Origin of the sequence: Caproiciproducens sp. MSJ-32, from assembly GCF_018918055.1 — a bacterium.
Classification (GTDB): domain Bacteria; phylum Bacillota; class Clostridia; order Clostridiales; family Clostridiaceae; genus Clostridium.
In genome coordinates, this window is the sequence record NZ_JAHLPS010000015.1 from 1 (window position 1) to 21,273 (window position 21,273).

The 21,273-nt window shown below is 27.9% G+C and carries 19 protein-coding genes; 4 read left to right on the forward strand and 15 right to left on the reverse strand.

Annotation, left to right across the window (positions count from 1 at the left end; translation table 11 throughout):
- A partial coding sequence (locus KQI16_RS01925) for an IS6 family transposase (RefSeq protein WP_216431783.1) occupies positions 1 to 520 on the forward strand: 520 nt, incomplete at its 5' end.
- 212 nt (positions 521 to 732) lie between these two features.
- Here KQI16_RS01925 and KQI16_RS01930 read toward each other — a convergent pair.
- The 8 genes from KQI16_RS01930 to KQI16_RS01965 all read right to left on the reverse strand — a co-directional run bounded on the left by KQI16_RS01930 (position 733) and on the right by KQI16_RS01965 (position 11,576).
- Positions 733 to 1,503, reverse strand: a complete 771-nt coding sequence (locus tag KQI16_RS01930; RefSeq protein ID WP_216431785.1) for a hypothetical protein — start codon at positions 1,501 to 1,503, stop codon at positions 733 to 735.
- Between the two features lie 320 nt (positions 1,504 to 1,823).
- Positions 1,824 to 2,774 carry a glycosyltransferase gene (locus KQI16_RS01935; protein WP_216431788.1) on the reverse strand — a complete coding sequence of 317 codons (951 nt, stop codon included), beginning with the start codon at positions 2,772 to 2,774 and terminating at the stop codon, positions 1,824 to 1,826.
- A 4-nt stretch (positions 2,775 to 2,778) separates the two neighbouring features.
- Positions 2,779 to 3,276: a PssE/Cps14G family polysaccharide biosynthesis glycosyltransferase gene (pssE, locus tag KQI16_RS01940; RefSeq protein WP_216431790.1), complete on the reverse strand. Its 498-nt coding sequence runs from the start codon at positions 3,274 to 3,276 to the stop codon at positions 2,779 to 2,781.
- Positions 3,273 to 5,045, reverse strand: coding sequence for a PssD/Cps14F family polysaccharide biosynthesis glycosyltransferase (gene pssD / locus KQI16_RS13280; protein ID WP_216431793.1), 1,773 nt, complete (start codon positions 5,043 to 5,045; stop codon positions 3,273 to 3,275). The genes pssE and pssD overlap by 4 nt, the downstream gene beginning before the upstream one ends.
- Positions 5,042 to 6,055 carry a glycosyltransferase gene (locus tag KQI16_RS01950; protein ID WP_216431795.1) on the reverse strand — a complete coding sequence of 338 codons (1,014 nt, stop codon included), beginning with the start codon at positions 6,053 to 6,055 and terminating at the stop codon, positions 5,042 to 5,044. The genes pssD and KQI16_RS01950 overlap by 4 nt, the downstream gene beginning before the upstream one ends.
- Positions 6,056 to 6,087: 32 nt before the next feature.
- On the reverse strand, positions 6,088 to 6,744 hold the full coding sequence (locus tag KQI16_RS01955) for a sugar transferase (protein WP_216431815.1): 657 nt from the start codon (positions 6,742 to 6,744) through the stop codon (positions 6,088 to 6,090).
- A 443-nt stretch (positions 6,745 to 7,187) separates the two neighbouring features.
- Complete coding sequence (locus KQI16_RS12850; protein ID WP_286172836.1) at positions 7,188 to 9,245, reverse strand: family 10 glycosylhydrolase; 2,058 nt, start codon at positions 9,243 to 9,245, stop codon at positions 7,188 to 7,190.
- A 33-nt stretch (positions 9,246 to 9,278) separates the two neighbouring features.
- On the reverse strand, positions 9,279 to 11,576 hold the full coding sequence (locus KQI16_RS01965; protein WP_216431796.1) for a cell wall-binding repeat-containing protein: 2,298 nt from the start codon (positions 11,574 to 11,576) through the stop codon (positions 9,279 to 9,281).
- A 158-nt stretch (positions 11,577 to 11,734) separates the two neighbouring features.
- Between KQI16_RS01965 and KQI16_RS01970 the strand changes: the two genes are divergently transcribed.
- A complete protein-coding gene (locus KQI16_RS01970; protein ID WP_216431798.1) occupies positions 11,735 to 12,691 on the forward strand; it encodes an LCP family protein in 957 nt (318 codons plus the stop codon).
- Between the two features lie 314 nt (positions 12,692 to 13,005).
- Positions 13,006 to 13,524 carry a hypothetical protein gene (locus KQI16_RS01975; RefSeq protein ID WP_216431800.1) on the forward strand — a complete coding sequence of 173 codons (519 nt, stop codon included), beginning with the start codon at positions 13,006 to 13,008 and terminating at the stop codon, positions 13,522 to 13,524.
- A 35-nt stretch (positions 13,525 to 13,559) separates the two neighbouring features.
- Here the strand turns inward: KQI16_RS01975 and KQI16_RS01980 are convergent, their stop codons facing one another.
- From KQI16_RS01980 to KQI16_RS02010, 7 genes are all read right to left on the reverse strand, one after another.
- Positions 13,560 to 14,231: an HD domain-containing protein gene (locus KQI16_RS01980; protein ID WP_216431802.1), complete on the reverse strand. Its 672-nt coding sequence runs from the start codon at positions 14,229 to 14,231 to the stop codon at positions 13,560 to 13,562.
- Between the two features lie 35 nt (positions 14,232 to 14,266).
- Positions 14,267 to 14,656: a zinc ribbon domain-containing protein gene (locus KQI16_RS01985; protein ID WP_216431804.1), complete on the reverse strand. Its 390-nt coding sequence runs from the start codon at positions 14,654 to 14,656 to the stop codon at positions 14,267 to 14,269.
- Between the two features lie 73 nt (positions 14,657 to 14,729).
- Positions 14,730 to 15,788, reverse strand: coding sequence for a diguanylate cyclase domain-containing protein (locus KQI16_RS01990; protein WP_216431806.1), 1,059 nt, complete (start codon positions 15,786 to 15,788; stop codon positions 14,730 to 14,732).
- Positions 15,789 to 16,289: 501 nt separating this feature from the next.
- Positions 16,290 to 16,508, reverse strand: coding sequence for a DUF2922 domain-containing protein (locus KQI16_RS01995; protein WP_216431808.1), 219 nt, complete (start codon positions 16,506 to 16,508; stop codon positions 16,290 to 16,292).
- A gap of 39 nt (positions 16,509 to 16,547) precedes the next feature.
- Positions 16,548 to 16,763 carry a DUF1659 domain-containing protein gene (locus KQI16_RS02000; RefSeq protein ID WP_216431810.1) on the reverse strand — a complete coding sequence of 72 codons (216 nt, stop codon included), beginning with the start codon at positions 16,761 to 16,763 and terminating at the stop codon, positions 16,548 to 16,550.
- Between the two features lie 97 nt (positions 16,764 to 16,860).
- Complete coding sequence (locus KQI16_RS02005) at positions 16,861 to 19,068, reverse strand: ATP-binding protein (RefSeq protein ID WP_216431812.1); 2,208 nt, start codon at positions 19,066 to 19,068, stop codon at positions 16,861 to 16,863.
- A 180-nt stretch (positions 19,069 to 19,248) separates the two neighbouring features.
- The gene (locus KQI16_RS02010) at positions 19,249 to 20,958 is read right to left on the reverse strand and encodes a bifunctional metallophosphatase/5'-nucleotidase (protein WP_216431814.1); all 1,710 of its coding nucleotides are present in this window, start codon (positions 20,956 to 20,958) and stop codon (positions 19,249 to 19,251) included.
- Between the two features lie 121 nt (positions 20,959 to 21,079).
- On the opposite strand from KQI16_RS02010, the gene KQI16_RS12855 reads away from it, so the two are divergent.
- Positions 21,080 to 21,273 (forward strand): IS1/IS1595 family N-terminal zinc-binding domain-containing protein (locus KQI16_RS12855; protein WP_442861798.1); only part of this gene is annotated, 194 nt, incomplete at its 3' end.

Sequence of the window (21,273 nt, forward strand, 5' to 3'; positions counted from 1 at the left end):
TAAAAATCTTGATTTAAGTGCCTCTGATGAATGGCATGCCGATGAAACTGTTGTTTTTATTAATGGTAAAAAACATTATCTTTGGTTAATTATAGATTCAGAAACCAGAATGGTTCTTGCTTTTAATTTATCTGCTTCAAGAGATGCTTCTCAAGCTTTCGCTTTGTTTAAATCTGCAAGTAAATTTGGATGTCCATCAGCTATTGTGACAGATAGATTAGGCTCATATAATCTTGCTACTAAAACTATTTTTAATACTTCAAAACACATAAAAGTTCAATCATTTAAAGACGATATTTCAAACAACTTGATAGAAGCTTTTAATGATACATTTAAAGACTGGTATAAACGTAAAAGAGGTTTTAAATCATTTGAGAGTGCAAACACTCTAATTGCAATGTTTATTTTCCATTATAATTTTTTAAGACCTCACTACTCTTTAAACAACCTAACTCCTGCACAAGTTGCTGGTATTTTAGTTGATGAAAAAAATATTAATAACTGGCTTCTGTCTGCTTAATTTTCAAATAAACCATATATTCTTAATACACCTACATTTTTTAAGTTTTACGTAGGTGCCTTCGGCATGCCTTTTTTCATAACTCCAGTATGATTATAGTTTATTAATTTAAATTACATAAAAAACTGTGTAATCTTGTGTAATTATACGAATAGCTACGCTATTTTTTCATATTTATTTAACACAATCCAAAAATATTTAATTATTATCACTTAATCATTCATTAAACTATTAATAAATTCAACTTTTTTTTCATGACTGAACTTAGTTTTGCATGAATTATATAATTGCTTTCTATATTTCATAATAGAAGCCTTATCCAAACTAATAATTTCTAGAATTTTTTTCTTTAAAGCCTCTATTAGCTCTTTTATTCCCTTTTCCTTAATTATTCTACCAGTAAACATAATTACAAGTTCATCATCTTTTATACCATACTTATTTCTTAATTGTATCTTTTCATCAATATATAACATTTTATTAAAAACTTTATTATCTATACCATTTTCAACTTTTATAATCTTATCATAATTTTTAACACTACATACATTTAAAGTTCTCTCTTTTATATATTCACTAACTGTAATTACTTTTTCACAGCTGTCTATGATTTTATTAGGATTAATTTTGCAAGTATTAAAAGCATCATGATGTGCATGAAAATATAATTTCCCCTTATAATATTTTCTTAATTGCAAAATTTGAACTTCATTTCCTTCTACAATTATTTTATCAAAATTTTCTTTCCTTAAGTATTTTATAATCTCCCTTATTAATAAAGTTTTAAGTTCAATTTTAAATATTTTCCTTACTACTTTTATAATAAAGTTATTAATCTTATTTAAATTTCTATTAATAGGAATATATACAAATTTTGTGTTTTTGTATATTTTAGACTTCTTTTTAGCCTCCTTATCAAATATACTATAAACAACAAATTCATATTCATTACTACCTTCATTTTCATCTACTAAGTAATCCATTAAAGTCTCTATAGCTCCACCTTTAACAGATGGTATTGGTAATTCTCCTGGTGGTATAAACGCTATTTTTTTTATCTTAATTCCCCCTTACATTACATTAGTATAAAGATCCTTATTAATGAATATATTAATTTCAAGAATAATAAAAACATATGAGACTAAATAGCTTATAATCTATTACGTACTTTCACCTTGCTTAGTAATAAAGACAGTAGCTGGAATTCAATAAATAAAACCTTATTAAATTTTTATTAAAATAATATTTAAAAGTTAAAGTTATTTTAGCTCCAGCAATTCATATAATTCTAAACTATGCATCTTTATTTATAGATCTTATTTATAATCTTTAAAGCTATTGTTGATTTTATTTCCTTTCTTTTATAACTAGAAAAACAAAAAGTTCTAATAATACCAATAGCTCCTCTACCAAAATGTTTGTTTCTTATGTCTGTTATTGATGATGTATATAACTCTTGATAATAAGAATACTTTTCAATCTCATAAGCATTCTCCTCAGTTTCATCCTTATCTTCACGGTAAACATACTCTTTATTTTCCTTAGTAGCTTTCACGTATTGTTCTGAAATATTTAACATAACCTTTTTTTGTTTATATAAATTTTTATATGATATACCAGTATTCCTTAACCTATACTTAAATAGATATTCAGGTATAACTGAAATTTTCATACCTCTATCCAGCATTCTAAACAGAAGATCATAATCTTCTGCTTGATTTATCTCCAAATATCCACCTAATTCATCTATTTTTGATTTTCTAATCATCCAAGACCCATGTGGAAAAACATTTCTATATATTAAGCTTTTTTCTGCTCTTTTAGGAGTTGTTCCATAAATTTTTGCCTTATACATTTCATTGCCATTCTCATCCATTATAACTACGCCAGTTGCACATAAATCTATATTCTGATTCTTTGAAAAGAAATCTATCTGTTTTTTAAATCTTTCTGGATAACTATAATCATCAGCGTCCATTCTAGCTATAAATTCACCACTACATAATTTCAATGCTTTATTTAATGATCTTACTAACCCCATATTCTTTTCATTTACATAAACCCTAATTCTTTCATCAATTTTCTCATAACCTCGTAATAATTTGATTAAATTCTGATTATCAGGTTTATCCATTATAATTATAAATTCAAAGTTATGAAAAGTTTGATTTAATATAGAGTCTATAGCTTCTTTTAACCATATTTCTTTCTCATTATAAACGCTCATTATAACTGATATCTTTTTATTAATCACTTTATCACCTACACATTATATCTTTTATTACTACAGATAGCTTTTTATTAAAATTCTCTACATTTGAAGAACCATGTGATTCTCTTTCACTAACTAAAGCTGTATAATTTATTATTATATTTTCTAGTTCGCTAATGTCTTCAATTCCAATTACACTTTTCTTATCATTTAACTTCCTTACAAATTCAATTTGATGATTATCAACATGTTCATCATACTCTGGATTTCTTGGGACAACTATTGGTGTTTTATTATAGTTTATGCACTGAAAAATACTCCCCGGTCCCCCGTGAGTTATTACAATTCTAGAATTCCTAATATAATTATCCATCTCATCATAGCTTATCATTTTTTTCCATTCACAATTTTTAGGAATATAATCTGAATATCCAAGTTGAATAAAAACATCTTCTTTAATAACTCCACTTTCCTTCAATTTATCTACTTCTTTAACTAACCTATTAAACTGTTGTTCATGTGTGCCTACTGTAATAAATATCAAAATAAACCTCCTAATAGTTTGCTATCCTTGTAATATTTTCTTTGTTCTTCCCATTGAATTATAAACTCATCACAAATTGGATAAATAATTTTTCCACTTAAAGTAGGTAAATCAATTCTATCATAAACTTCTATATATATTAATTTCGCCCCAAATATTTTTCCAATGTAAAAAAACGGGATTGCCGGAGCAGCTCCAGTAGATATAATTAAATCTGGTCTCTCCTTAAAAATAATCTTAATAGCTAAAAATGTATTCTTTAATAAATTTTTAACATTTCTATTTGTTGGATAATAGCACCAATAAACTTTTTCTTTCCTTAATGCAGACTCTGCATCAATTTTTTTAAATGTTACCCAAAATCTTTCTTTATTTTCCCACACATCTTTTATTTGTAATAAATGTGTTAAATGACCTCCACTTGATGTAGGAAAACAAATTTTAATATTTTTATATGCAAGTTCATTAAAATTAGTAGCTATCTTATCAAAAGAAAAAATTATAGCAATATTTATAAAAAACATAAATATTGTTATTGAAGGCCAATCAATTTCTTCAGTTGCCATCCATATACAAGTTGTAAAGAATAAGAGAGAAGTTACAAACCATAAGTTCCTACTCTTAATGCATCCAATTTTCTTTTTATTATTCAATATTTTTACAAATACTACTATTAATGAAGATAGGAAAAATAATAAACCAATAAATCCACTTCTCACTAGTATATTAGTATAAGTTGAATGAGAACCGATTAACAAATATACTCCTTCAACAGCAAATTTATCCCCAACACCAAAAAATGGGTATTTAAGTGCTGTTTTTATACTATATATATATGTGCTGAATCTATCTATTGAACTTTCTGGTCTTGCCAATATAATTTTATCTATTATATCAAAGGAAAATATCAAGATTATGGATATGAAAACTAACCCTATGATTGTATATATAATATATTTAAAATTTTTCTTGCTTAATATAAGTAATATACTTGTAAATAAAAAACCTACAATTATACTTAAATATACCATTCTACTTCTAGTAAGATATATACATATACATAATGTAATAATTGTAAAATATTTAATTATATCATTATATTTCTTTACTCTAAGTTTATTAAATCCTCCTAGATAGCATAGTATATAGAATGTAGTAATTCCAGCCGTTGCTGGATAAATATAAAATCCATTGAATCTATACTTAGCAGAACCATTTACCCAATCTGCAAAAGATAAATTAATAGAAGTAACTTCCGACAAAAAAGTGTTTTCTGACATAAAAGGAATAAGATTGTATATTAGTCCATGTCTTTCCTTCCAAACATCTCCTATGTTCCATTGCATAATTGATATTATAAATATAATCACTTGAAAAATTGCTAATATGTAAATAGCATTTTTTATTGCTTTAAAAGAATTTGTTTCATCATCAGAATTTACAAGATATATTGTTATTATAATTCCTGAACCCCAATAGCTTAAATGATAAAAAGTGGAAATAAATTCACTTGCTTTAAATCCCATGGGATTAATTATAATAGCTATAATATTACTTAATATGAATCCCATCAATAACATCACAAATAATTTATTCTCTCTGTTACTTGTGAATCTATTAATAATTGATTTATTTTTTATATTTAACAGCAAAATAATAAGTGCCGAAACTTGAAAAAATACAAACTTTACACCTAATATCCAAAATAATGGTATTAATATAATACTCCAGGAAATTATATTATCACCATCCTTACTTACTACCCTCATCTAAGCCTTCCTCCTTTTAGCTTCCCTTTGCAAAAACACCAAATAACCTGGATATATTTTCCACGCTTCAAATTAACCAGTACCTCCCTATAATACTTACCTAATTTCTCATTACAATATCCATCAGCATCTTGTTTTATATATTTATTATCTTGCCAATTAGGAAACCTTTTATTAATATATAGTATTTCTTCTTTTATTTCTTTATATATTACTTTAATATTTCTATTACTTTTAATAATTTTAGGTGTATTTCTAATTAGAATATTTTTTATAAACAAATATTCTAATTCCTCCTTAAAATCAGAGAATTTCTTTTTTTCTATAGAATAGTTATACAACTCATCACATGCATAAAATATTTGATTATAGAATCTACTAACTTGTGTCGTCATAGTAGATCCCTCTCTATTGCATCTATAACAGTATATGCTTTTATCTATATATTTAATTTTACTTATCATAAGTATATACTTAAATGTAAACACCATATCTTCAGCCAATTTAAGATGCACCGGAAATTCTATGTCATTTTTCTCAATTATATCTCTTTTAAAAATCTTAGCAAATACATGATTTTCTGTGTTAAATACAGTATCAGAAATTTTTTCCTTATGCTTTATTGTTTTTTTTCCAACAAAATCAGTATTAAATATATATAATTCACTATCTTGATTCTCATCTATGGCTGTAAAAGTACTTTCTAGAAAATCATCAGAAATCCAATCATCAGAATCAATAAATGTAATATATTCTCCTCTTGCTTCTTTTATACCAATATTTCGAGCTGCTGAAACTCCCGAATTTTTTATACTTATTATTTTTAACTTATCTGCTGAATATTTTTCTTTATAATTTTCTAATATTTCTAATGATGAGTCTGTGCTACCATCATTTATGCAGATAACTTCAAAATCATAATTAATTTTCTTGTTATTAAAAATGCTCTCAATACATTCCTCTAAATATTTTTCCATATTATAAATTGGAATTATTATGCTTAATTTCATATTATTCCTCCAATATATAAATAAATAGTTTTTCAAATTGCATTTTTATCCCCAAAAAGAACAAAAAATGTTTTAAATATTAATTTTATATCCAGCCATAGACTTCTTTCATTAACATACCTTATATCTAATTTCATCCAATCTTCGAAATCTATACTATTTCTCCCCATAACCTGCCAATAACACGTAAGTCCAGGTTTAACTTCTAGTCTTTTTAACATCCATGGTTCAAATTCTTTAACTTCCTTAGGTAAACTTGGACGTGGTCCAACTAAACTCATATCCCCTTTAAGAACATTAAATAGTTGTGGTAATTCATCTATACTTGTTTTTCTAATAAACTTACCTATTTTAGTTATTCTAGGGTCATCTTTCATTTTAAACATTGGCCCAGACATCTCGTTATTTTCCTTAAGCTTGTCCTTTAATTCCTCAGCATTCACAACCATAGATCTAAATTTATACATTTTAAATTCTCTGCCATTTAAACCAACTCTTTTTTGAGCAAATATAATAGGTCCTTTAGAATCTAATTTTATTAACATTCCTACCACTATTAATAGAGGACTTAATAATATTAGCCCACATAAAGAACCTATAATGTCGATTGTTCTTTTAAAAGAATTATATACAAATTTACTTTCTTTATTTGATATATCAATACTTTTTTGCGTATTACTTATTTCTATATTTGTATTTATATTATCCACAAAGCTTCTCCCCCCTTAATAAGATATTATAAACTTCAAGTAACTAGTTTACAGTAATCAAAGCAATTATTTCTACTTATATTTACAGTATTTTACCATTAGCAAAACAATTATATCATATAAATATTTTAAAGTAAACATCTACTATTAACGCTCTATTTCATGAAGTTTTTTCATTTTTTGATTGTTTTTTTATTTTATTAAAATTTAATTTTAATTTTAAATAAACAATTGCTTTTTTTAGTAAATAATATCAAAACAAAAAATCGTTTCCTTTTTATGTTAATCACTTTGTCGAATTTAAACTTATTTTTCTTACATTTTTGTATGAATTTTTTGTGACATTATTAAAACAAAAATACTTATAATGTTCTAAAAAACAAACATTATAAGTATTTTATTACACAAATATATGATTAGGACTACTTTAATGCAGTTCTTAAAGAATTTATTGCATTAGCAGAAATTCCACCACCAGCTTGATAAACAGTATTAGCAGTTTTTACACTTAAAATATTCTTTTGAGAATTACTTAAATCATAATTACATAAAACTACTGCTCCTCCATTTAAAGCTGCAATTGGTCCAGAACTTAATGCATCTACTAGTACTAATCCCTTCGAAGCATAAACCTTATTTAAATTACTGCCATAAAACCTTTCAATTACCATCGCATTTGTATCATATCTGTTTGCTCCACCTAGTCTATTTACACTAATATCTGTTGCAGTTATACCATTAACTGAATTTAATAAATTATTACTTACAACTGTTGTTCCACCAATAATATAAGCATTATTTAAAGCTTCACCCTTTAGCCAATTGTAAATATCATCATTTAATTTATCAACTCTTGTTAATATTATTGGCATTCTATCTCTACCAGCTACAGCTGCTATTGATAAAGCATCAGCTTCTCCAAGTCCATTACTTACAACAATATTTTCAATATCATAAAGATTAGCATCTATATACTGAGCTATCTTAAGTGAAGTAGCATATCTATCACTACCCCCTAATCTTTCAATTTGATTAATTCCAAGGGATCTTAAAGCTGCTTCAACATTTGCATCTACTACTGTATTACCACCTACTATAATTGCTTTTTTAGCATTTAATCTTCTAATTTCAGCCTTAGTGGAATCTGGTATTAGATTGCTTCTTGTCAGCAATATAGGAGCCTTTAATTCTGTTGCTAAAGGTGTAGCAGCTAATCCATCTGCCATTGCTAAACCATTTGCTATTACTACTGTATCCGCTTTATTAAATTGGCTTTGACTTAACTTTACAGCAGTTTCATATCTATCACTTCCAGCTAATGATACAACTGGAACTGTTAATGAATTTTGAATTTTTTGTCTTATTCCTTGAAAATCATCTCTAATAAAACTATATCTAAAGAATATACTTCCCTTTACATTAGGATATTGTCTATTAAAACTTATTTGTTTGTCCACTTCAGCTGCAACACCAGCAGTATATACATTATGTCCAATATATAAATCAACACTTGTTCCGTTTACCTCATTTGACCACCAATCTACTAACTTTGCATAGTCAGCAATTTCATCTCCTATTTTCCAGTAAATTTGAGGTGCAACATAATCTATCCATTCATTTTTTATCCAAGTTCTTGTATCTGCATAAATATCATAGTAACTTTGTCCTCCTTTAGTATCAGAACCAGTTGAATCGCTTGATTTATTTTTCCAAATACCTCTTGGACTAATTCCGAAATCAACACTTGCATCTATGCTGTTTATTCTATTATTAACAGCTTCAACTAATTGATTAACACTTTGTCTTCTAAAATCTCCTATATTTAAGCCGTTTCCATATCTTGAATATGCATCTGCATCATTTACATCATTTCCAGGATAGAAATAATCGTCAAATTGAATACCATCAACATCATAATTTCTAACAATTTCATCTATAGTATTAACAATATGTTCTCTTACTTCAGGTAAACCTGGATTATAATATAAAGCATTATTATATTCCATTACCGTACCTGGATTATTTCTAGCAAAATGATTTCCTGCTAAAGCATTAACATCCGTTCCACTAGTTGTAACTCTATATGGGTTTAACCAGGCATGAAGCTTAATTCCTCTTTTATGGGCTTCTTCAATTGCAAAGGCCAAAGGATCATATCCTGGATCTTGTCCCTGTGTTCCAGTTAAAACATCAGACCATGGATTTATATTAGATCTATATAAAGCATCTCCCTTTGGTCTAACTTGAAGTATAACTGTATTCATTCCAAGACCTTTTACATCCTCTAATATTTTTATAAACTCTTCCTTTTGCTTAGCAACATTATTTCTAGAGCTTACACTAGGCCAATCTTGATTATAAACTGTACTTATCCATACAGCTTTCATATCCTCCTTAACTGCTGCTTTAGGTACTACTACAAATGCGTTAAGTAATATAAAACTTAACATTACTACGATTATTTTTTTTAATTTTTTCAACTTTCAATTCCCCCATTCTAACTATCAATATAATTAATTTGCTAATCTAATAATTTCTTCTTTAGAAAATTTAGATATTCCACCTCCTACTTCTATAAGATTTTTTATATTAAGATTTGATAATACATCCTTTTGACTTGAGCTTAAATTTGTATTACATAAAACTATTGTTCCATTTTTATTAGCTGCAATTGGAGCTGCAGTTAATGCATCTACAAGGGTTAACCCTTTAGATAAATAAATTTTATCTATATTGTTATTATTAAAAGTCCTAATAACCATAGCATTAGTTTCATATCTATCACTACCACCAATTCTATTTCCCCATACATTTGAATGAGTTATAGAATTTACCTTATCTAATACAGTGTCAGATATAGCTGTTTTTCCTCCAATTATATATGCATCCTTTAAATCTTCAGCTTTTAACCAATTATATGAATTTATATTTAATTCCTTAGGTCTAGATAAAATAATAGGCATTCTCTCTCTCCCTGAAACAGCAGCTATAGACATAGCATCAGCTTCTGTTAATCCATTTGCTATCACTACTTTATCAACATCATAATAATTTTTATCAATATATTTTGCTATTTCTAGTGAAGTTTCATATCTGTCTATTCCAGCAATTCTTTGGATATTATAAATTCCTAAAGACTTAAGCTCATTGTATAGTTTATTAGATATTACATTTTCTCCACCAATTAATATTACATTTTTTACCCCAAGTCTTTTTAATTCATTGATAGTTTCCTTAGGAATACTAGTATTTCTTACTAATAATATTGGAGAATTTATATGAGCAGCTAATGGCGAAACTGCCAACCCGTCTGCTAATGCTAGTCCATTTACTAAAATTGCAGTATCAGCACTTTTAAAATTTAAATTGCTTAATTTTGCTGCTGTATCATATCTGTCATTACCTATAATGCTAGTAAGTTCTATACTCTTTTCTTTTGGGAAAGTTACATCAAAAGTTATTTCATCTCCCATTGCACTTCCTACATTTGATATTACAATTCCACTATTTCGACCATCTTCAAAAAACAAACTATTTGAATCAAAATTAATATTTAAATCCTTGTTACCTATGCTTGTCCTTCCTGATTCCTGGGATAAAAAAGCATTCCTTGTATTCCCTGATGCAAAAGTACTATTAACTTCTCCTGGTCTAAATACATAAATATGATCTGGATAACCTTCTCTGTTTCCTTTAGAATAATCTACATTTTCATTTATTCTGTAAACTATAAGACCTGAACCAGGCAATGAACTGTCCCAGTTCCCAGATTTCTTTCTAAACTCAACCATAAAATATTCTTTATCTGACATTGGTGATTTGATTTTATAAGCTAAAACATCATTTTTATTTGAACTTTGTGAATTCTTAAGAGTATAAGTTCCATCAGTGTTAATTTCTCTAATATTAATATTTAAATTGCTATAAAAATTTCTTGTATATATTAGAGGAAGTTGTCCATATCCAGCAGAATTAGCCATTATGTCCCATTCACCAACAGGAGTTCCACTATAATAATATCTATACAAATCTGGATAATTAAAAACATGTAAAAACTCATGTATAACTACTTTTAAAGTATTTTTATTGAATATATTATTTTCAGAAGTTCCTATATTGATTAAATTATAAGAAGATAACTTCTTACCATTTAATGTTGTATATCCTGAAAAATTTGTTGCATGGGCCCATAGCATATTATTTTTTGTTGTTGAGCCACTACATATAAATGTAACAACATCTATATTCCCATCATTGTTTGTGTCTAATTCATCAGGACTTAAATTTATACTAGCTTTAACAGAATCAAAAGCCCATTTAACCAAGTCATTTTCTACTTTGCTTCCGGCTTGATATTGCTCATAATATTCCCTGGTTTCTGGTGCTTCAATAGATAAATATGTAGTATCATTCTTTGGATAAAAACTGCTATTAACTCTAATACTTCCATAAGTTAAATCATTAATATAGGAGTTTAGTGAAACAGAATCTAAATCAGCAATCTTATCATTATTTAAATCCTTAAATAAATTATAGGAATTCTCTATTTGAATAGATTTTTCCTCATTCATAAATTCTTCTTCACCTTTAAATCTAATAAGAATGACTATATTATTTATTGTTCTTTCAGCACCATATGACATTAAAGGAGAATTATTTCCTAAATTATCATTTAAATTATCAGCTCCAAGGCTTGTACTATTCTCGATAAAATTATTATATTTTTTATTTTGATTAATATCATCTGCTAAGGGGCTTGTGGCTGGCACTAAAACTAATAACGATATTAATAACGATATAAACTTCTTCATTCTCTCTCTCCTTAACTATGATTAATCTATTAAATAATTTTATCATTATTTACAATAAATATCAATTCACGACAGGTGCACTGTTATTTATTAATTTTATTTCAATATTGTATATTTTTTTGTATAATATACCTGTACTTTAGAGTGGAGGGTTAATTATGAAGAAAAAAAAGTCTAAAAAGAAATTAATTCTATTTATATTAATACCTATTTTAATAGTAATTTTAGGTATTGTTGCATATGGCTATCATATGTCTAGTAAAGTTGAAAGGGTAGAAATCGATAGAGAAGATGTTATTAATACAGGAAAGGAAACTAGCAAGAAATATAAGGATGTAACATTAATTGCACTTTTAGGAAGTGATTTTTCAGAATACTACGAAACTAGTGCTTCAGATGCAACTATGATTTTGGCTATTGATAAAAAAAATAATAAAATAAAACTTTGTTCTCTTATGAGAGACATATACTTAGATTTACCTCAGGGCGGAAAAATGAATTTAAATTATACTATTTTAGATGGCGGTCCTGCCTCTCTTTTAAAAACAGTTAATTATAATTTTGATTTAGCTATAGATAAATTTGTACAAGTTGACTTAGAAAGACTTCCTAAGATTATAGATGCTCTAGGGGGAGTTGAAATGGAAATAACTGAAGACGAATTACAACACATAAATGCCTATATTGATAATATAGATAAAAATAATGGAACTAATACAGAACATATAACAACTGCTGGGCGTCAGCTATTAAATGGAACTCAAGCCTCTGCCTACTGTAGAATAAGATATACTGCTGGAAGAGACTTTAGAAGAACTGAAAGACAAAGAGATGTACTAAATGCATTATTTGTTAAATTTAAGGACATTGATTTAATTGAGCTTCCTGGAATGATTAATGAAATCCTTCCATTAGTTACAACAAACTTAACTAATGGTGAAATTATATCAATTTCAAAAGATGCCCTTAGCATGGGATTATCTAATATTGAGCAAGGAAGATTTCCTTCCGATGGTAACATAATAGAGGCCGGCTTTACAGATATGTATCATATGAATATTGATATTGAAGCTACTACAAAGGAACTTCATAATTTCTTGTTCTCCTTAGAATAATTAATAAATTTTGTAAAAACAGACGGAATTTTTCCATTCTATTTTTTATTATTAAAAAAATGCACATTATTACAGAATTTAATGATAAAATAAAAATATCAAGCCAATATATGACCTTTGCTCATTATAAAAATGAAAGTAATAAAGATGCACCTAAAATCCTGGTCTTTGCAGGCAGCTATTTTAATGTTAAAGAATACACTCATTCAAATACATTTTTCCCACTAGGGGAATAATTTAATGGGACTTCGGGACTGTCCTCGTTACAAATAATGGAAGAGGGTCAGTCCCCAAGTAATAAAGGGGGGCTATTAATGAAATGCATAACTATATCTGGTAAGGCAGGTCACGGTAAGGACACTTTTGCCAAAAATTTAAAAAAGGATTTAGAAGCTCAAGGACTAAGGGTATTTATTTTTCATTATGCTGATTATATAAAAATGCTTGCAAAAGAAATCTATGGTTGGAATGGAGAAAAGGACGAAAAGGGAAGAAGTATTCTTCAAAATCTAGGTGATAAGCTAAGAAGTAAAAATAAAAGGATTATTATTGATGAGTTAATTAAAATTCTAAAGTTGGTTGAAGATGACTTTGACATTGCAATAATTCCTGATGCTAGACTTCCTCTTGAAATTGAAGTTCTAAAAGAAATATGGCATACAGTTTCTATTCATATAAATAGAATAAACTATGTAAACATTCTGACAAGTGAACAGAAAAAACACTTAACGGAAACAGCCCTAGATAATTATAAATATGATTTAAGTTATGACATTGAAGAAGGTGATTTTAGAAGCCACTATTTAGATGTTATGAAACTATTAAGGGACTGACCCCATTCCATTTTATGGATTGGGGTCAGTCCCCATTATAAAACTTTTGTTCCATTCATTATTAATTCAAACTTTGAATTTAGATAATTTGCAGCCTTTCTGCATAGCATCATCCTATTTAAGAAAATTTCGAAATACTCCATTAAAGAGCATATCTTAGTATCTATAGTTAAAGACAATTGAATTGACTTTTTATCTTTATCAACATAGACATCTGCCTTCTCCACAGCATAATTCACCCTATCGTGAATATCAAAGGTAGCAAAGTCAGTATTTCTTACTCTGCTTCTTCTAACATCTACCTTATCACCTAATATTAAAGCTGCAGAAATTATGCTAACTGGCTGACCGGTGCCTTCATCATGATTTCCTACTGCTGAAGTAACTAAAAATACTTCTTCTGGATTCATTCCCATATCTCTTAGTATTTGAAAGGCTAATACCGCTCCTGTTTGAGCATGTTCATGACGATTTATCATATTACCAATATCATGAATAAAGGCTGCTATTTTAGCCAGCTCTATCTCCCTTTCACTATAACCTAATTCCTTTAAAATATAAGCTGCAGTTTCTGCCACCTTTGTAACATGGCCAACATCATGTTTTGTATAACCTGCAATTCCTAATATTTTATCAGAGGAATCAATATAGCTTCTAATTTCAGCATTATTTCTTACATCCTGATAGGATATTTTTTTACTTTCCATAGAAGTACCTTCCCTTCTTGTAGGGGTCTGCCCCTCTATAATTTTTGACCGCACTTTGGACAATATTCAAAATCTTCTTGTGCTATGTAACCACAATTTACACATCTTTTATTATATGTATTTTTTGAATAAGTCCACTCATTATTATTTCCTACATAAACAAGGTCTTTATCCCTTATTTCAATATTTTCACCTTTTCTTAATTTATCCCCAACTTCCTGATTTAATTCATATAAAGCCCCACAGCATGAAGCTTCAACAAAATAGCGTCTGTCCCATTTGAAAATTGGTATAAAGAATAGGCTAAAACACTTGCAAAGCATATAGATATTGTATCTTCCATATCGACCACATCTACTGCAAATAATTAATTTATCATAAGGAATATCTTTTTTAACTGTATCTATTCCAAATATCAAAAACATTTAGCACACCTCTTATCCAAAAAGTTCCGAAGACTCTATGAAGGCCTTTATTGAATTAAAAAGCATCCTATCTTTAAACCCTACTAAATTCCTTTAAATTTTTTCTTGCCTTATTAATTATTTCATCAATATCTAAATTTTTATTCCCCTTAGGAATATTATATATCCCATAGCTTGGATTTATTTCTATTTCCTTATTAGACAGAAGAAATTTATTTTCCAAAATCTTTTCTATTAAATTTTCTATAAATATCTGCACATTTTCTATATTATCACATTCATATGCACTAACATTTGGAATAACCAATAAAAACTTATCCCTCTCATATCTTACAGCCCAGCTATATATATTCATTATTTGCTTTAGTTTTTCCGCCAATTCCCTTAATATGCTATCTAATTCCTTTAAATCATAATTATTATCTTTTTTATAGAAATTTAAATCTAAAAATATTATAGATACTTGTTTATTTTCTATTGATGCCTTAATTATATCTGCTGGAAGTCTTTCATATATATATCTTCTATCATATAAACCAGTAACCTTGTCCCTAACAGCAAACTGATTTATACTTTTTATTAAGTCAAATAAGCTTTTATTATTTTTACTTGACCTGCTTTCAATAAGAAAGCCCATCGTGACATCCTTGAATAACTCCAATGAAAGACTCTTACCATTAATTTTTATTGGAATTGCAACCATCATATAAATTTGATTTCCACTTAAATCAACCTTTACAATTATTTCATTACTCAGGCAAGCTCTTGAGGAAATACAATTTTCACATACATAATCATTATACCAAATTTTATAACAAAAGGATTTTACTTTCCTTAGCTCTCCTTCTTTTATTTCTAAAACTTCTTTTTTAATAGGATCAACAATCCTCATGCTATCATACATTTTATCGAAGGCTTTAATTTTGTCTACTACAAGCTCAAATTCATAAACATAGTCATTTCCAAATACCCTTTTAGCAAAATTCTTTTCCTTCATAGCTTGTACTATTAATTTGTCTAATTCTTGACTTTTTTGCACTAGAAAATCTGAATCATAGTTGTCTGAAACTATCATTTCATTAATAAGTTCTCTTAAGCCTTCCATCTTATTTTTGCTAGATTCTACAACCATATAAATCACCTCTATTTGTTTTATTACAACTTATTACAAGGTAGGGATATCATTTACTATTATAATCACAAATTACTATTATAACGTTTTATTACATATTTTTCTATATTTTTTTATTATTCTAGCTTAATATTTTTTTAAATATCAACATTGATAAATTTTTAACTTTTGTATATTTTATAAGTTTTTTAAAAATTATTTTCATTTTATCATAAATAAGGAAATTTTTTTAAAATATCTATATGGTATATCCTTTACATATTAATAATTAACCATTTTTTATGATTTATGGTAAAAAATAATTTTTAGTTTATATAAAAAGAAGTTAAATTTTCTTAGACATGATATTTTATAGAATAGAATTAACTTTGGGAAATTATTGATGAATAGTATATTTATACAATTCGATAATATATAAGTATTTCCTTCAATCTTGTAAAAAAAAGCACTATAAAATTTATAAATTTTTTATAGTGCCTTTTATATAAATTGAATTTTAAATTAAATTGCAAGTTCTGTGGTTTCTTTTGTTATAACATTAGCTGAAACTTTCTCAACTAAAGCTCCATTTTCTGTTTGAATAAGGCCGCTTGATAAAATCTCGTCCATTAAGGCAGAAATTTCAGCCTCATTAAGATCTTCCTTAACATCCTTTACTGATAAGCTATGCTTTTTGCCAAAGGCATCCTTAAATTCCATAACTAAAGTTCTTTCTATCAATTATATTCCCCCTTTCCCTAGCTTCTATCAGAATCATTATTATCTAGTTAAAGCGTAGCTTTGATCCTTTCTTACTATAGCTAAGCTATAATCTAAAACTGCAGCTATTGAATCTGCAATCTCTGCCAGCTTTTCATCTGTAACTTCTGAATTGATGTTTTTTATTGTTTGTTGTTTATATACATCTCTTCCAGCATCATTAACTCCTATCTTATATCTTAAAACTAATTTATTATCTGTTAGCACTGCTGCCATCTTATCACCTCCTCATTAATCTATATATGCAGGAGAAAATATTTTTTAAAAAATGGGGACTGACCCGTTACAAAAAATGGAATGGGGTCAGTCCCCTTTATATAACTTTATCTAATTCTTCCTCTTCCAAACCAGGAAGATTTATTGTAAAACTGGTTCCAAAGCCTTTTTGGCTGCTAACATTTATTTGTCCTCCATGCTGCTTTACTATATCATAGCAGACACTTAATCCTAAGCCTGTTCCTCCCTGCTTTGTTGTAAAAAAGGCTGTTCCTATTTTACTTAAAATTTCTTCATCCATTCCTATTCCATTATCTGAAATTTTAATATATACACTATTATTATCTTCTATGATTCCTGCTTCTAAAACTAACTTAGGATCTTCCATATCACTCATTGCTTCAGCTGCATTTTTACATATATTTAATAGAACCTGCTTAATTTGAGATTCATCACATAAGATATATCTATCATCTACATCATATTTAAAATCTATGTTTATTCCCCTGAACAAATAGGAAGTTTCAATTGTTACTTTAATTGCCTCTAAAAGATCTCTAAAAGAAATCTCTTCAAGCATAGCTTTCTTAGGCTTTGATAAACTTAAAAAATTACTTATTATTCCATTTACTTCATCTGTATTGCAATTAATCCTTTTTGCATATTGAATAACCTTATCATCTTTAGCTATAGCCTCTATTAACTGGCTGCAGCCCTTTATTGTTGTTAAGAAATTTCTTGTTTCATGAACTATTTTTGCCCCCATTTGTGCTAGTAAAGCTAATTTTTCTTGATGTAAAAGCTGCTCCTGAAGATCTTTAAAATCTGTCATATCAGTAATAACTATAACTTTTCCTATGGATTTTCCATATATATTTAATATATCTGAGGCTTGGAATACTATTTTTCTTTCTGTACCATAGACATTGATAATGCTTCCTTCAATTTTTTCAGTAGAAATAACTCTTTTTCCAGTATAATTAAGGAAATTAGCTAATAGTGATATTTCCATTCCTGATACTTTTTTATCGGATAAACCTGTAAGGTCTACAAAGGCTTTATTAACAGAAAGAATTCTTAATTTATTATCACAAATAAAGGCTGGACTTTGCATTGAATTTAGTACTGTTTTAGTTTGAATATGAAGATTATTAATTTCTTGTTCCTTTCCTCTATCTTTAATTGTCAATAAAAATCCATTATTAATTTTTATAATTTTCATATTAATTTTGAGATCTCTACCATTCTTTAATTTATAAGCAGTAATAATCTCTTTACTATCATCATAATTAGAAAATTCTTCTTCTAAGGAAACCTTTCCTTCATTACTTTCCATAAATACTTTATCAATTTCCTTTATATTTAATCCAATTAATTCGTCCCTATTATAACAGAACATTTTTTCAAACTCCCTATTTGCAAAATCCAACCTTAAATTACTATCATAAGTTTGAATTGCAATTGGAATAGAATCTAAGATTTCATTAAATCTATCAGAGGCGTTATTTAATTGCTCATAGGTATAATTTATACTGCTTTGGAAAATGCTTTTGTATAAAAAATAACAAAATAAAACATTAAGAACGTGACCATATACTACTAAAGGAGATTGAAAACTTTCATATCTGGTAAAGCATAATTCTATAGGTATCATTGTTATAAGAGCAAGGGCTAAATATTTATAAGAAATATATCCACCTTCATTAATTTTTTCCCTATATCGAAATAAGCTAAGTATTGCCAAGGAAATTATCGTAAATTCATGTAAAATTCTGACCCCATCTAATTTCTTAAAATTGATATTTACTAAAACTTGCGCCATACTACTAGTTCCAATAATTTCATAGGCCATTAAGGCACCACAAAAAATTGATAAAATCAAGTAGAATTCCCTTTTTATCTTAAGCTTAGTCTCACTATAATCGAAGGAAGCAACAAAAATCGTAGTGATATCAATGAGGCTTCCAACAATCCAGAATTTTAAGGTCATACTTCTATCACCAAAAGCTATTCCCAAGGGCTCGTAGTAATAGATATGTATAACATTAATTATTGAGGAAGCTAATATTCCAAAGGCAATAAACCTACTACTTATAGGACTATCCTTATATTTATTCCAAACTATAAAAAATAAGGACACACCAAATAAGATGCCAATCAGTTCAAGCACTGAATGTACTACGCCACTATTATTTTTCCATAGGAATTTGTAGATTAATGAAGAAGCCACAACAGTGAAAATCATAAATTTTAATAATTCTACATAAAAAAAATTTACCCCATTTAGCTTTACATTCTCTCTCATAATAACACCCCAATTCTCTTTCCAAAAAATTTATTATAAATAATAAATTATTTTTATAAAAATTAATGTATTATTATAAAATTAATATACCAACAAGAATATTATATCTAATTATGAAAAATTTTACAATACTTTATTAACAGATTATCCACAAACTTATCAACAAAATCTGTTAATAATCTAAAAAATATCATTTTTTGACATAAAAAAAGCATACAAAAAGAAATAATTTTTGTATGCTTTATTAAATGGTTCCTCAGGATTTTCTACTGGATTTTCTGCCTTGCCTACTACAATTCTATCTTCCTTGCTATAATTAACTTCACCCAAATACTTAATATATTCTTCAAGAGCTTCATCTAATGCTTGGAATTCATTTTCTGTTTTTACATCTTTAAAATGAGGATAATCATCTCCACCTGCAGCCATAAAATCATTAGCAGCAACTAGGTATTTAGCATCCATATCTATATCTTTACCATTTATCTTTATTGAAACAATTCTTTCTCCTGGTGCTTTTTCTGCATCAAACACAAAGTTTATTCCAGCCACATGAGGGAAATGACCAGCAGTTGCTGGATAATCCTTAACACCATGTTCAAGAATATCCTTGATTTGTGCTCCAGTTAAATATTTAGTAACTATAAAGTTTCCAAATGGAAGAACGCTAACTACATCCTGCTTTGTTATTTCTCCAGCATTAATAGTTGCACGTATACCACCACCATTTGTTATAGCAATTTCTGCTCCAGTTACATATAGCATAGCATCTGTAATTAAATTTCCAAGGTTTGTTTCACCAGTTCTAACATTTTCTCTAGCTCCATCTAAAACAACCTTTGAAACTCCCACTACCTTTGATAATACAGCATTTTGTGCTTCATTTATTTCTTCTATTTTTTGAGCTACTATTTCATCTGGATTTAGAGTAGCTGCTGTAGCTTTTGGAATTAAGCTTGCAATTTTATTAGTTATCTTATTTGTATCTTTATTAAAAGTTATTATTACTTGTCCAAGATTTGCACCATATTCTCCTGTACTCACTATTAATGTTCCATTATCAGCTTCAAAACCTGTTGGATAATTACTATGGCTATGTCCGTCAATTATTATATCTATGCCTTCAACTTCCTTTGCTATCATTGTTGAAACTATTTCGCTAGATTCATCTGTTCCTATATGAGCTAAAGCAACAATTATATCTGCACCCTTTGCCTTTAATTCTTCAACTTGTTTCTTAGCACTTTCTATAGGAGAAGCAAATTCAAGTCCCTTAACATTATTAGGATTTGTCTTAAAGGCTGTTTCTGGAGTTGTTAAACCAAAGAATCCAAGCTTAACACCATCAACTTCCTTAATATAGTTTGCATCTAATAAAGTAATATTATCTTTAATAACGTTTGCAGAAATTATTGGGAAGCTATTGACTCCTGTTGATGCCATATTAGCAAGTTCTAAAAGTCTTTCATAACCATAATTAAAATCATGGTTACCTGGTGTCATAACATCATATCCAGCTAATTTCATTAAAGCGATAATATCTTCACCTTTATTCATAGTTGCAAATGGCAATCCATGTAATGTATCACCAACATCAACTAAGATTGAATTATTTATACTCTTCTTTATTGCTGATATAGTATCTATTCCTATAACACTAGAATCAGCCTTAACCCTTCCATGAGTATCATTAGTGTGAAGGATTGTAATATCAACTGATCCCTTTTCTAAGGTAGCTTGATCATTTTCTTCTTCAATGTTTGCTTCACTAGTTACAATTTGATCTTCTGTTTCAGCCTTAACTTCTTTTGTTTGAACAGTAATTAAGCCCAAAATCATTACTAATGTAAGAAATGAGCTAAAGAGTCTGCTTTTTAAAAGCTTTTTCATATTTCTCCTCCTTTTAATTAATAAAGTTTTGTTAAGTTATATGATATTTGAATTTCATCTCCCCTTTGAGTTATCTTATATATAGAGAAAAACAAAATGCCTCCGAAGGAGAGATGAAATTATGTGCAAATTATTGAATAAAATTTCATGTCCAAGATGCCATAGTCAAAATCTCTATCGCTTTGGAAAAGACAAAGCAGGTAATCAAAAATATCAATGTAAAGACTGTAGACGTCAGTTTACTTTTGAAGATTGTAGGGGTAAGAAAAATCGTATATTGAGAGGATATCCTCGTTGTCCTGTTTGTGGTAATGG

Bases quoted from the DNA above. Each gene is read 5' to 3' on its own strand.
- KQI16_RS01930 (WP_216431785.1), bottom strand. From the start codon at position 1,503: ATGGATTACTTAGTAGATGAAAATGAAGGTAGTAATGAATATGAATTT.
- pssD (WP_216431793.1), bottom strand. From the start codon at position 5,045: ATGAGGGTAGTAAGTAAGGATGGTGATAATATAATTTCCTGGAGTATT.
- KQI16_RS01950 (WP_216431795.1), bottom strand. From the start codon at position 6,055: ATGAAATTAAGCATAATAATTCCAATTTATAATATGGAAAAATATTTA.
- KQI16_RS01965 (WP_216431796.1), bottom strand. From the start codon at position 11,576: ATGAAGAAGTTTATATCGTTATTAATATCGTTATTAGTTTTAGTGCCA.
- KQI16_RS01970 (WP_216431798.1), top strand. From the start codon at position 11,735: ATGAAGAAAAAAAAGTCTAAAAAGAAATTAATTCTATTTATATTAATA.
- KQI16_RS01975 (WP_216431800.1), top strand. From the start codon at position 13,006: ATGAAATGCATAACTATATCTGGTAAGGCAGGTCACGGTAAGGACACT.
- KQI16_RS01980 (WP_216431802.1), bottom strand. From the start codon at position 14,231: ATGGAAAGTAAAAAAATATCCTATCAGGATGTAAGAAATAATGCTGAA.
- KQI16_RS01985 (WP_216431804.1), bottom strand. From the start codon at position 14,656: ATGTTTTTGATATTTGGAATAGATACAGTTAAAAAAGATATTCCTTAT.
- KQI16_RS01990 (WP_216431806.1), bottom strand. From the start codon at position 15,788: ATGGTTGTAGAATCTAGCAAAAATAAGATGGAAGGCTTAAGAGAACTT.
- KQI16_RS02000 (WP_216431810.1), bottom strand. From the start codon at position 16,763: ATGGCAGCAGTGCTAACAGATAATAAATTAGTTTTAAGATATAAGATA.
- KQI16_RS02005 (WP_216431812.1), bottom strand. From the start codon at position 19,068: ATGAGAGAGAATGTAAAGCTAAATGGGGTAAATTTTTTTTATGTAGAA.
- KQI16_RS02010 (WP_216431814.1), bottom strand. From the start codon at position 20,958: ATGAAAAAGCTTTTAAAAAGCAGACTCTTTAGCTCATTTCTTACATTA.